15 protein-coding genes are annotated in these 12,139 nt (G+C 62.3%); 13 read left to right on the forward strand and 2 right to left on the reverse strand.

The features are described 5' to 3' along the window. Positions 1 to 679, forward strand: a 679-nt coding sequence (locus tag AC1DX6_RS06420; protein ID WP_477311918.1) for a corrinoid protein, incomplete at its 5' end; no start/stop codon positions are given. Positions 680 to 768: 89 nt separating this feature from the next. Here the strand turns inward: AC1DX6_RS06420 and AC1DX6_RS06425 are convergent. Continuing rightward, a complete protein-coding gene (locus AC1DX6_RS06425; RefSeq protein ID WP_477276873.1) occupies positions 769 to 909 on the reverse strand; it encodes an EncA/B family entericidin in 141 nt (46 codons plus the stop codon). Between the two features lie 64 nt (positions 910 to 973). On the opposite strand from AC1DX6_RS06425, the gene AC1DX6_RS06430 reads away from it, so the two are divergent. The 10 genes from AC1DX6_RS06430 to AC1DX6_RS06475 all read left to right on the forward strand — a co-directional run bounded on the left by AC1DX6_RS06430 (position 974) and on the right by AC1DX6_RS06475 (position 10,073). Further along, on the forward strand, positions 974 to 1,603 hold the full coding sequence (locus tag AC1DX6_RS06430) for a DUF1638 domain-containing protein (protein WP_477311919.1): 630 nt from the start codon (positions 974 to 976) through the stop codon (positions 1,601 to 1,603). Between the two features lie 116 nt (positions 1,604 to 1,719). Continuing rightward, the gene (locus AC1DX6_RS06435; protein WP_477311920.1) at positions 1,720 to 2,295 is read left to right on the forward strand and encodes a DUF4893 domain-containing protein; all 576 of its coding nucleotides are present in this window, start codon (positions 1,720 to 1,722) and stop codon (positions 2,293 to 2,295) included. 113 nt (positions 2,296 to 2,408) lie between these two features. Next, complete coding sequence (locus tag AC1DX6_RS06440) at positions 2,409 to 3,191, forward strand: formyl transferase (RefSeq protein WP_477311921.1); 783 nt, start codon at positions 2,409 to 2,411, stop codon at positions 3,189 to 3,191. 137 nt (positions 3,192 to 3,328) lie between these two features. After that, the gene (locus AC1DX6_RS06445) at positions 3,329 to 3,631 is read left to right on the forward strand and encodes a virulence factor (protein ID WP_477311922.1); all 303 of its coding nucleotides are present in this window, start codon (positions 3,329 to 3,331) and stop codon (positions 3,629 to 3,631) included. After that, positions 3,624 to 4,250: a methylenetetrahydrofolate reductase C-terminal domain-containing protein gene (locus AC1DX6_RS06450; protein ID WP_477311923.1), complete on the forward strand. Its 627-nt coding sequence runs from the start codon at positions 3,624 to 3,626 to the stop codon at positions 4,248 to 4,250. The genes AC1DX6_RS06445 and AC1DX6_RS06450 overlap by 8 nt, the downstream gene beginning before the upstream one ends. Next, positions 4,247 to 5,338 carry a methylenetetrahydrofolate reductase gene (locus AC1DX6_RS06455; protein ID WP_477311924.1) on the forward strand — a complete coding sequence of 364 codons (1,092 nt, stop codon included), beginning with the start codon at positions 4,247 to 4,249 and terminating at the stop codon, positions 5,336 to 5,338. Before AC1DX6_RS06450 ends, AC1DX6_RS06455 begins: the two co-directional genes overlap by 4 nt. An 80-nt stretch (positions 5,339 to 5,418) precedes the next feature. After that, positions 5,419 to 6,393, forward strand: coding sequence for a methyltetrahydrofolate cobalamin methyltransferase (locus AC1DX6_RS06460; RefSeq protein ID WP_477311925.1), 975 nt, complete (start codon positions 5,419 to 5,421; stop codon positions 6,391 to 6,393). Then, positions 6,344 to 8,473 (forward strand): ASKHA domain-containing protein, encoded by a 2,130-nt coding sequence (locus tag AC1DX6_RS06465; RefSeq protein WP_477311926.1) that lies wholly within the window; start codon positions 6,344 to 6,346, stop codon positions 8,471 to 8,473. The genes AC1DX6_RS06460 and AC1DX6_RS06465 overlap by 50 nt, the downstream gene beginning before the upstream one ends. 189 nt (positions 8,474 to 8,662) lie before the next feature. After that, positions 8,663 to 8,848, forward strand: coding sequence for a hypothetical protein (locus AC1DX6_RS06470; RefSeq protein WP_477311927.1), 186 nt, complete (start codon positions 8,663 to 8,665; stop codon positions 8,846 to 8,848). A gap of 277 nt (positions 8,849 to 9,125) precedes the next feature. Further along, the gene (locus AC1DX6_RS06475; protein WP_477311928.1) at positions 9,126 to 10,073 is read left to right on the forward strand and encodes an alpha/beta hydrolase; all 948 of its coding nucleotides are present in this window, start codon (positions 9,126 to 9,128) and stop codon (positions 10,071 to 10,073) included. 76 nt (positions 10,074 to 10,149) lie between these two features. On the opposite strand, the gene AC1DX6_RS06480 is transcribed toward AC1DX6_RS06475, so the two are convergent. Beyond that, entirely contained in the window at positions 10,150 to 11,049 is a 900-nt protein-coding gene (locus tag AC1DX6_RS06480; protein WP_097576400.1) for a LysR substrate-binding domain-containing protein, read from the reverse strand. A 216-nt stretch (positions 11,050 to 11,265) separates the two neighbouring features. Between AC1DX6_RS06480 and AC1DX6_RS06485 the strand changes: the two genes are divergently transcribed. Together AC1DX6_RS06485 and AC1DX6_RS06490 are read left to right on the forward strand one after the other, a co-directional pair. Then, positions 11,266 to 11,451: a hypothetical protein gene (locus AC1DX6_RS06485; RefSeq protein ID WP_477248053.1), complete on the forward strand. Its 186-nt coding sequence runs from the start codon at positions 11,266 to 11,268 to the stop codon at positions 11,449 to 11,451. A gap of 341 nt (positions 11,452 to 11,792) precedes the next feature. Continuing rightward, positions 11,793 to 11,927 (forward strand): hypothetical protein, encoded by a 135-nt coding sequence (locus AC1DX6_RS06490; RefSeq protein WP_013531161.1) that lies wholly within the window; start codon positions 11,793 to 11,795, stop codon positions 11,925 to 11,927. The last annotated feature ends 212 nt before the right edge of the window (positions 11,928 to 12,139 follow it).

Below are 12,139 nucleotides of genomic sequence, written 5' to 3' on the forward strand. Positions count from 1 at the left end.
CCTTTCCGAGCTTTCCGACGACGAGTTGGTGCAGCAGATGCACGACGACCTCTATGACGGGTTGAAGGAAGAGATCGAGGAAGGCACCAACATCCTGCTCGAGCGCGGCTGGGTGCCCTACAAGGTGCTGACCGAGGCACTGGTCGAAGGCATGCGCATCGTTGGCGAGGATTTTCGCGACGGCATCCTGTTCGTCCCCGAAGTGCTGTTGTCCGCCAACGCGATGAAGGCCGGCATGTTCATCCTGCGCCCGCTGCTCGCCGCCACCGGAGCGCCGAAGCAGGGCAAGATGGTGATCGGCACCGTCAAGGGCGACATCCACGACATCGGCAAGAACCTCGTCGGCATGATGATGGAGGGCGCCGGCTTCGACGTCATCGACCTCGGCATCAACAATGCGGTCGAAAAATACCTCGACGCCATCGAGCAGCATCAACCCGACATCATCGGCATGTCGGCGCTGCTGACCACCACCATGCCCTACATGAAGGTCGTCATCGACACGATGAAGGAAAAGGGCATTCGCGACGACTATGTCGTGCTGGTTGGCGGCGCGCCGCTCAACGAGGAATTCGGCAAGGCCGTCGGCGCCGATGCCTATTGCCGCGACGCGGCCGTGGCGGTCGAAACCGCCAAGGACTACATGAAGCGCAAGCACAATGTCCGCGCTTCAGCCTGATCTTACGCAAGGCGTTTGGCCAACAATGAAAGCCGCGCCTTGCAGCGCGGCTTTTTTGTTCCCAGATGTTGGAAGCAGATCGCGGCGGATCAGGGTTTGGTGACGGTGTCCTCAACGGCCTTGGCTGTCGATTTGACATCCCTGCCGACGCCGCGCACCGTGTTGGCGCAGGCCGAAAGCGCCAGAGCGCAAGCAAGGATGGCAATCGGCACAGTGGTTGACAGTTTCATGAACGGTTTATCCCTCTCTCGATAGATTCGCCCCACAGCAACGGAGGCCGGTTCGACAGGTTCCATGGCCAAGGTACAAAAAACCAAACCGAATCAAACCGACAGGCTGCTTGTCATCGCCTGCGGGATGATTGCGCGCGAGGTTTTGGCCGTCAAGGAACAGCTGGGGCTCGATCACCTCGAATTGACCTGCCTGCCGGCGGAGTTCCATTTCTATCCGGATCGCATTGCGCCGGCCATGGACAAGGCGATCGAGAAGGGCAAGGCCGAAGGCTACAGCAACATCTTCGTCGGCTATGGCGATTGCGGCACGGGCGGCCTGCTCGACCGCGTGCTGGAGAAACATGGCGTCGAGCGGATGGCCGGGCCGCACTGCTTTGCCTTCTACCAGGGCATGGATGCCTATGCGAAGGTCGCCGACGACGACATGATGTCGTTCTACATGACCGATTTCCTGTGCCGGCAGTTCGACGCCTTCTTCATGAAGCCGCTCGGCCTCGACAAGCACCCGGAGCTGATCAAGGACTATTTCGGCAATTACGAGCGACTGGTCTATATCGCCCAGACCGACGACCCGGAACTGGACAAGGTTGCCGAGAAAGCCGCGAAAATGCTCGGCCTTGCCTATGAGCGCCGTTCTACGGGCTATGGCGATCTGACGAGCGAACTGGCGCAAGCCGCCGCCCACGCCTGAAGCAATTCTTCACCTCAACGTCGTCAAGCCCGGATGACAGGCCGCCACGATCGGGTAAGTTGTGCCCCCAGACGCGCAGACAAGCTGCTCTCAGCCAAGAAACCGGGAACGCACCGATGATCATCCGCCCCCTGCTTGCCGTTCTCGGCCTTCTCTGCTTCGCCCTGCCCGCTTACGCCGACGGCGAGGTGCAGAAATTGATCACGCCCGCCGACAAGGTGCGGCTCGACAAATATGGCGAGACGCGCAAGGCAGCGCTTGCTGAAGCCAAGGCCGGCGATCCCGCTGACGTCAAGCAGCTCGACGCCTTGCTGGCAAAGCCATTCGTCGCCTTTTCCGACAAGGATCTGACCGGCAACTGGAAGTGCCGCACCATCAAGGCTGGCGGCTTGGGCCCGCTCGTCATCTATGGCTGGTTCAAATGCAAGGTGACCGACGACGGCTCCGGCTGGCGGCTGCAAAAGGTGAGCGGCTCGCAGCGCACCACGGGCCGTTTCTTCGACGATGGCGAAAAACGCGCCATCTATCTAGGCTCGCTCTCGGTCAACGACGACCCGGCAAAGCCCTATGGCAGCGGCCCGCAAAGCGACCAGGTCGGCTACGCCTTCCGCAACAGCGCCAGCGAATGGCGCATCGAATTCCCGGCGCCCTATTACGAATCGAAGCTCGACATCATGGAATTCAAGCGCTGAGTTGCGTTGCAGCCGGTGACAGGCACACCGATCACCAAGGATTAACCCGAACGGCCTAGCATCGCGAGCTTCTGGCCGACATCCGGCCGCATCTTCCGGGCACGTCGCGAAGCATGGAACCCCAGGGCTCAAATCCACGGCCGATTGTCGTCGTCACCGAAGGCGGCCCGCATATCTGGGCCATCGTCAACGCCCTCGCCGATAAGCTCGGTCCTGTCAGCATCATCCTGGAAAGCCCTGAATCCAAAAAGCAATTGCTGCTCGGCCGCGCCCGCCGCCAAGGCTGGATCTCCGCTGTCGGACAGCTTGCCACGATGGTGCTGACGCGGCTCGGCAAACGGTTTTTCGCCGGGCACGCGGCGCGGTTGATCGCGCAACAGAAACTGCAGACTGAACCGAAGCCGGGACAAACGATCTTCCATGTCCCCTCGGCCAACGCGCCGGAGTGTTTGCAGGCGATCGCGGAAATCCAGCCCGGCGTCGTGCTGCTCGCCGGCTGCCGTCTGCTGTCGCGGCAGACGCTGGCAAAAATGCCGTGCCCGGTGCTCAACTACCATGCCGGCATCGCGCCGAAATATCGCGGCATGAATGGCGGCTACTGGGCGCTGGCCTCTAGCGACGCGCAAAATTTCGGCACCACGGTGCATCTGGTCGATGCCGGCGTCGACACCGGCGGTGTGTTGCGGCAGGCGCGCGGCCGGCCGGAACCCGGCGACACCATTTCAAGCTATGCGCTACGCCAGGCGGCGTTCTCGCGCGAGGTCTGCGTCGAGGCGGTTCGGGACGCGCTGGCGGGAAAGCTTGCCACCTCGGATCCCGGCCTGCCGTCGAAGCAATGGTATCATCCAACGATCTGGTTCTACCTCTGGATCGGCGTCAAACGCGGCGTCTGGTAGACCCGCCATCCCAAGGATTTTCGCCTTTATTTTTGCGACCGCCAATTGCGTCGCTTTTGAATGCGCGCGCGTCGTCCCATAACAAGCGGCCCAACTGCGCTTGCGGCAATGCTCGAAATCACGAGGAGTAGGAATTCATGGCCGATCTGATCGTCGTCTACTGGCGCGACATCCCCGCCCAGGTCATCGTCAAGAAGGGCCGGCAGAACGCCAAGCGCGAACTGCCGCTGCGCTTCACCGAGGCGATCGACATGTGCGCCATGCGCACCGGCGCCGGCGGCACTGACGATTACCTCGCCGAATGGCGCAAGGCCGACCCCATTCCGGTTGGCGACGACCTCGAAGCCGAGGTCGAAAGGGCCTTTCAGGATCTCGACACGAAATACGACCGCGAGCGGCTGGTCGCTCTGGTGAAGGCGGGCGGGAAAGAAAATGTCTGAAACAACTCCTGCCAAAGGTGGCCCGGCCGTTACGCAGGCCACTCTCAACAAGAAGGCAGCGCCGAAATCCGACTACAAGCCGGCCGACGTGTCGCCGCAGCGGCGCGTGCAGCGCTCCTTTGCGGTCAGGCTTTGGTCGATCCGCCATTCGCGATTGCTCGAATGGTTCTATTCCCGCTTCGCCGACGCGTTCCTGCTCCTCCATCCCCTGTGGAAAGGCATCGGCTACGGCCGCGTCGAAGGGCCGATCAAATTCGTCGAAAAACGCGTCAAGGGCTTCATGTTCGACTGCCGCATGTGCGGCCAGTGCGTGCTTTCGTCCACCGGCATGTCATGCCCGATGAACTGCCCCAAGCAATTGCGCAACGGCCCCTGCGGCGGCGTCCGCGCCAACGGCAATTGCGAGGTCGAGCCGGACATGCCTTGCGTCTGGGTCAAGGCCTGGGAGGGCTCGCAGAACATGGTGCATGGCGACAAGATCCTCGACGTGCAGAAGCCGGTTGATCAGTCGCTGCGCGAAACCTCGGCCTGGCTGCGGGTAACGGCGCAGGCAGCAGCCGCGCGCGAAGCCGCCGCTGCCGCCAAGAATGGTGCGGCAAACACCGGAGCATCGGCATGATCGGCCGCCAACTCGACGAGAACCCGGCCGGCATCCACCTGCCGCTCGATCCCCTGCCCGGCCACACCTCGCGCGGCCGGCTGGAGCGCGTCTTGCGGCGCGGCGAATTCGCCGTGACCACCGAACTCAACCCGCCCGACAGCGCCGATCCGGAAGATGTCTACAACCGTGCGAAAATCTTCGACGGTTGGGTCGACGCCATCAATGCCGTCGATGCGTCGGGCGCCAATTGCCACATGTCGTCGGTCGGTATTTGCGCGCTTTTGACCCGCATGGGCTATGCCCCGATCATGCAGATTGCCTGCCGCGACAAGAACCGCATCGCCATCCAGGGCGACGTGCTGGGCGGTGCCGCGATGGGCGTTGCCAACATGCTGTGCCTCACCGGTGACGGCGTGCAGGCCGGCGACCAGCCCGGCGCCAAGCCGGTGTTCGACCTCGACTGCATGTCGCTGTTGGAGACGTGCCGCATCATGCGCGACAACGGCAAATTCCTCTCCGGCCGCAAGCTGACGACGCCGCCGCAGCTGTTCCTGGGTGCGGCGATCAACCCTTTCGCACCGCCGATCGATTTCCGCCCGCACCGCCTCGGCAAGAAGATCGCTTCCGGCGCGCAGTTCGTGCAGAGCCAGTACTGCTTCGACGTGCCTATGTTCCGCGCCTACATGCAGAAGGTGCGCGACCTCGGCTACGACGAAAAATGCTTCATCCTATGCGGTGTCGGACCGCTGGCCTCGGCCAAGACGGGCAAGTGGATCCGCTCCAACGTGCCGGGCATCCATATTCCCGATTCGGTCATCAAGCGGCTGGAAGGCGCGCAGGACCAGAAGAAGGAAGGCAAGCAGCTCTGCATCGACATCATCAACGAGGTGAAGGAAATTCCCGGCGTTTCCGGCGTCCATGTGATGGCCTATCGCCAGGAAGAGTATGTCGCCGAGATCGTCGATGAATCGGGCGTGCTCAAGGGCCGCCAGCCGTGGAAGCGCGAAATCCGCCGCGACGACCAGCTCGTTGCCGACCGGCTCGACCACATACTGCACGACGAGATTACCGAAACGCAGGTGGACATGGTGAAGACCGCGCATTGACGGCGCGGCTGCTCACCATTCGCTTGATCGAAATCAGATAACGATATAAAGAACTCTTTATATCACGACGGAGAGATTTCATGACCCGTACCATCGTCGCCTCGGCGACACGAGAAATCATTATCGGCTTCGACCAGCCGTTCTGCGTGATCGGCGAACGCATCAATCCGACCGGCCGCAAGAAACTGGCCGCCGAGATGATCGCCGGCAATTTCGAGACCGTCATCCGCGACGCGCTGGAACAGGCCGCTTGCGGCGCCACCATGCTCGACGTCAATGCCGGCGTCACCTCGGTCAACCCCAACGAGACCGAGCCCGGCCTTCTGGTGCAGACGCTGGAGATCGTGCAGGGACTGGTTGACCTGCCGCTATCGATCGATAGCTCGGTGACCGCGGCAATCGAAGCCGCGCTGAAGGTCGCCAAGGGCCGTCCACTGGTCAACTCCGTCACCGGCGAGGAAGAAAAGCTCGAAGCCATCCTGCCGCTGGTCAAGAAATACAACGTTCCAGTCGTCGCCATCTCCAACGACGAGACCGGCATTTCGATGGACCCCGACGTGCGCTTCGCCGTCGCCAAGAAGATCGTCGAGCGCTGCGCCGATTTCGGCATTCCGGCGCATGACGTCGTCGTCGACCCGCTGGTCATGCCGATCGGCGCGCTGGGCGATGCCGGCCGCCAGGTGTTCGCGCTGCTGCGCCGCCTACGCGAAGAGTTGAAGGTCAACACCACTTGCGGCCTCTCCAACATCTCGTTCGGCCTGCCGCATCGCCACGGCATCAACGCCGCCTTCATTCCGATGGTGATCGGCGCCGGCATGACCTCGGCGATCATGAACCCGGTGCGTCCGCAGGAAATGGAAGCCGTGCGCGGCGCCAACGTGCTGAACGGCACCGACGAGAACTGCACCAACTGGATCAGGACCTACAAGGACTACAAGCCGGCCGAAGGCGGCCAGGCCGTTGCCGCGCCGACCGCGGTCAACGCGCCGGGCGATGGTGCCGGCAATGGCGGTCGCCGTCGTGGCGGCCGTGAAGCCCGGATGGGCCGAGGATAAGCGCGCAATCGTGAACTCGCCTGCCAACATCACCGATCCGCTCGTGCTGTTCATGCCGTCGGGCAAGCGCGGGCGGTTTCCGGTCGGCACGCCGGTGCTGGACGCCGCGCGCCAGCTCGGCGTCTATGTCGAGAGCGTCTGCGGCGGACGCGCCACCTGCGGTCGCTGCCAGATCGAAGTGCAGGAAGGCAATTTCGCCAAGCACAAGATCATCTCCTCCAACGACCACATCACGCCCAAGGGCGCCAAGGAAGAGCGCTACGAACGCGTCCGCGGCCTGCCTGAGCGGCGCCGCCTGTCCTGCTCGGCGCAGATCCTCGGCGACCTCGTCATCGACGTGCCGCAAGACACCGTCATCAACGCGCAGACCATCCGCAAGGATGCCGACACCAGGGTCATCGCCCGCGATTCGGCGGTCCGCATGTGCTATGTCGAGATCGAAGAGCCCGACATGCATAAGCCGCTCGGCGATCTCGATCGCCTGAAGATCGCGCTGATGCACGACTGGGGTCTGAAAAACCTCGATTTTGATTTCCATCTGTTGCCGCAGGTGCAAGGCATCTTGCGCAAGGGCAACTGGACCGCGACCGCCGCCATCTACAAGGATGCCGAGACCGAGACCGCCCGCGTCATCGCTTTGTGGCCAGGCCTCAAGAACGAGGCCTATGGTCTCGCCTGCGATATCGGCTCGACCACCATCGCCATGCATCTGGTGTCGCTGCTGTCGGGCCGCGTCGCCGCTTCGTCGGGCACCTCCAACCCGCAGATCCGCTTCGGCGAGGATCTGATGAGCCGCGTCTCCTATGTGATGATGAACCCGGACGGCCGCGAAGGCATGACGGTTGCCGTGCGCGAGGCGATCTCCGGCCTCGTCGACAAGGTGTGCGCCGAAGGCAATGTCCAGCGCAACGACATCCTGGACAGCGTCTTCGTCGGCAATCCGATCATGCACCATCTGTTCCTCGGCATCGATCCGACCGAGCTAGGCGGCGCCCCCTTCGCGCTGGCCATCTCGGGCGCGGTGCACATCAAGGCGTCGGATATCGGCCTCAAGCTCAACCAGGGTGCCCGGCTCTACATGCTGCCTTGCATCGCCGGCCATGTCGGCGCCGATGCGGCGGCGGTCACGCTGTCGGAAGGTCCGCACCGCCAGGACGAGATGATGCTGATCGTCGATGTCGGAACCAATGCCGAGATCGTGCTCGGCAATCGCCAGCGCGTCGTGGCGGCGTCGTCTCCGACCGGCCCGGCCTTCGAAGGCGCGGAAATCTCGGGCGGCCAGCGCGCCGCCCCCGGCGCCATCGAGCGCGTGCGCATCGATGCCGACACGCTGGAGCCGAAGTATCGCGTCATCGGCTCGGAACTGTGGTCCGATGAGCCCGGCTTTTCCGACAGCGTGCAGGCGACCGGCGTCACCGGCATTTGCGGCTCCGGCATCATCGAGGTGGTCGCCGAAATGTATCTCGCCGGCATCATCTCGGAAGATGGCGTCATCGACGGATCGCTCGGCATGCGCTCACCGCGCGTCACCGCCAATGGCCGCACCTTCTCCTATGTGCTGAAGGAAGGCGAGCCGAAGATCACCATCACCCAGACCGACGTGCGCGCCATCCAGCTCGCCAAGGCAGCGCTCTATGCCGGCACCAAGCTGTTGATGGAAAAGCAGCACACCGAGCATGTCGACCGCATCCACTTCGCCGGCGCCTTCGGCTCTTTCATCGATCCGAAATACGCCATGGTGCTGGGCCTGATCCCGGATTGCGACCTCGACAAGGTCTCCGCTGTCGGCAACGCCGCCGGCGCCGGTGCGCGCATGGCGCTGCTCAATCGCGGCTACCGCCGCGAGATCGAGGACACGGTCAGCAAGATCGAGAAGATCGAGACGGCGCTGGAGCCGAAATTCCAGGAGCATTTCGTCTACGCTATGGCGCTGCCGAACAAGGTCGACCCCTTCCCGAAACTCTCGGCCGCAGTGAAACTGCCGCCACGCAAAACTGTCAGCGAGGACGGTGTTGCCGGCGATGCCGCCCCGCGCCGGCGTTCGCGAGAAGGCCACGCGGCAAGGCGCGGGCGGGAATAGACCGCCCGCAATAGAGCGGCAAACGCCTCCAATTTCATTTGTATGCAAATGTTTCAAGATCGGCCGATCTGGAAACGAAACCGCTGCTTTCGTGAAATCGGCCAGATACATGCGCGGCGCATTTAACCGGCATCAAGCGGCAGGCGGGAAATCGCTTCCAACCGCCGCGATCCTTCAAGGGAGATCAAGATGTCGATGTTCGAAAGCCTCGGCCGTTATGGTGCGGCCATCAAGCATGCCCACAATCGGAACAGGTCTGTCCGCGCGCTGAACAGCCTGCCTTCTGACATCCAGAAGGATATCGGCTGGCCGGTATCGCCGCGCAATGACCCGCAGACCGCCCTGTCGGCTTTGCTCCTGGGCTCGGCGCGCTGATGACCTTCGCCGACAAATGCAAGCTGCTGGCCAAACGCCGGAGCCGCGATACGGCTCCGGCGACAACCGATACAAAGCTGCGCGCAGCACTTCTGCCTCGGCGTTGAACGCTGTTGCGGTGTCCTAATAGGCTGGGAAACCTGCCTTTGGGGTTGCGGCCCCAGATCACACAACCGTGTTGACCACCACGCAAAACTTGACATTTCTGGCCGAGGCACGATCTTCGAAGGCAGGGAGAATTCTCTTAGTCGGCTCCAGCCGAAGTTCGTGTATCCGCATGCCCAGCTTCAAAAGCCACGTCGTTTCGTTTGTCCTCAGGCATAGCCGCAAGCAGGCTTTTTCCAGTCCGGAAAACCTGCAGCGCTGGATTGCCTATGCGCGCAAGACCGAGGACCATCAGCCGCCGGCGTCGCTGCGATCGCGGCTCGACATCACGACCCGCAGCGTCGAGGGCTTTCCCGTCTACGAAATCGCGCCCAAGGCCGGTGAGCGCAAGCGCATTCTCTACCTGCACGGCGGCGCCTTTGTCTTTCAAATCACGTCCTATCACTGGGGGCTGATCGCCGAAATGGCCGATCGACTTGGCTTCGGCATCACGGTGCCGATCTACCCGATCGCCCCCGAGCACGATTTCCACGCCATGTTCGGCATGGTCGGCGAGGTCTACCGCCAGATGCTCGACGAGACCGAAGCTGGCGACATCACCTTCATGGGCGATTCCGCCGGTGGCAACATGGCCGTTGTGCTGACCATGATGGCCGCCGAAGACGCCCTGCCCTTGCCGTCGCGCCATGTGCTGATTTCACCTGGCCTCGACATGTCACTCTCCAACCCCGAAGTGTTCGAGGCGGAACGCAACGATCCGTGGCTGGGTATATCAGGCGGCCTGGAAGCAATCCGCATGTACAGCGCCGGCTTCGCTCGCAGCGACTGGCACATCAGCCCGCTCTACGGCGACCTGTCGGTGTTGCCGAAGACCCTGCTTCTGACCGGCTCGCACGACCTGCTCAGCCCCGACAATCTGATCTTCGCCGAGAAAGCGCGTGCCGCCGGCGTTGAGGTTGACGTCGTCTACGAGGAAGGCATGTTCCATGTCTGGCCGCTGATTGACATGCCCGAGGCGCGCCGCGCACGCGACAGCATCGTGACCTTCTTGAGCGGTGAAGCCAAACCACGCCGCACTGCGGCCAGCGGATGGTCGCTGCAGGGTCAGATCGCGACCTGATTTCTTACCGGCAGCCATTGCGGACGAAAAAAGCCCGCCCCGATCCTGTCGGGACGGGCTCTGATCGTCACAAAGCTCAGAACTTGCCGGTTTCCCGGAACACTTCGAAGGTCGCGCGAATGTGGTCGGCGACCGCCTTGACCGGCGCGCTGGCGTCCGGCGCCACCACCATGGCCAGATTGTAGGTGCCGATGTCGGGCATGCCGTCCTTCGGGCAAAGCTCGACCATGTCGTTGCCGAGGAACGATTTCGGCAGCGGCGCCACCGCGAGATCGGACATGATGGCGGCGCGCTGGCCAGCCGTGTGCGCGCTCATATAGGCGATGCGGTAGTTGCGGCCTTCGCGGCCGAGCGCTTCGAGCGCCCCGGCCCGCCAGGCGCAGCCTTCTTCCCACAGCGATACTGGCAGCGGCTCACGCAGATGCGCGCAGCCGCCCTTGGCGCCGGCCCAGACGATCGGTTCGGTGAGCAGCACTTCGGCGCCGAGCGCGCTGGTCTTGTAGGAGTTGGTGAGCAGCGTAATGTCGAGGGCGCGATCATCCATGCGCCGGCGCAGATTGCTGCTCTGATCGATGGTGACGTCGACGGCGATCGACGGATGCGACTGCGCAAAACGCTTCAGCACATGCGGCAGCACGCGTTCGCCGTAGTCGTCCGGTGAACCGAGCCGCACTACGCCGACAATGTCGGGAATGATGAACTTCGACACCACCTCGCGGTTGATCGACAGCAGCCGGCGGGCGTAGCCGAGCAGCATCTCGCCATCCGTGGTCAGCGTTACCGAACGCGCGTCGCGCGCGAAGACGGAACGGCCGAGAATGTCCTCCAGCTTCTTGATTTGCATGGAGACGGCAGACGGCGTGCGAAAGACCGCATTGGCCGCGGTGGTGAAGCTGCCGGTCTCGGCAATTGCTACGAAAGTACGCAGGACATCGAGATCGAGCAGCGGCAGCGGATGATTGAGTGGGGCGTTCATCGGGATCGACCTTCAATTTTTCTGATGCAAACCATCATTCCATTTCGTTTGATTGAACATCAGAATGGGAGGATAGTCAACTCCATCGAAGCAGGACGTACCGAAGCAGCCACCAAACGACCACGACACAGAACCTGCAATCGACATGAAATGAAGCTGAAACCGGATGTAACGCCTCAACGGCGGATCCTCCCACCGCAAACGAAGGAGAACAAAATGTCTATCCTGTCATCCATTGGTCGCCTCGCGACCGAATTCAGCGCGGCCCGCGCCCGCTACCAGACCGAACGTGCCATTCACTCGCTGCCGATCGAATTGCAGAAGGACATTGGCTGGCCTGAAGCTGCCGACACCAAGACCGGTGCACGCCACGGCGTCGGATCCTGGGCTGGAGCGAAGTAAACCGTGTGTAGCAAAGAATGAAGGCCTGCCGCGCAGACCATGCCCGGCAGGCCTTCTCAGTTTTATTTGCACTCAAATGAATTTTGGAGCCATGTCGCCGCTGCATGGCGCATATGAGCAAGCCGCATAGCGGCGCGAATTCCCAATTAACGCCTTGTAAATAATGGTAAATTCTGGGCAGTCTGCCCAATAATGTCGCAATCGGTGTCGCATTTCATATCAAGCGCTTCGCATTTGCGATTTAGTTTGTCCTCGCACAAGCCTATATCAGCGTCAGCAAACGAGCTGCCCCACTCCATAAAGCGAAGGCGACCCGTCTGAGCAACCGAATGGAGATGATCATGAAGCTTTTTGCCCGCCTCTTTGCCCGCCGCGAAATGAACCTGACGACCGCTCTTGAGCGCCAGCGCCTCGCCAACACCATGCCCGGCCAGACCGGCGCCATGAATGCAGCGCGCCTCGGCTTCGTCGCCTGAGACAACAGCTTGCGAAGGCAGCGTCCCCTGCCGCTGCTTCGAAGTTGATCCCAGCGTCGCTTCGGTTTGCCGAGGCGGCGTTTTCGTCTGTGCCGTAGCCACGCCGGCCAGGTCTGCTTAACCGAGCAGCATTTTGAGCCCATCGCATGGGCGATTGCCCATTTGCGACCCATGTCGCAAATATAGTTGCCTCTACGCCCTCTACCCGATTG

Source organism: Mesorhizobium sp. P2_C4, assembly GCF_056404575.1.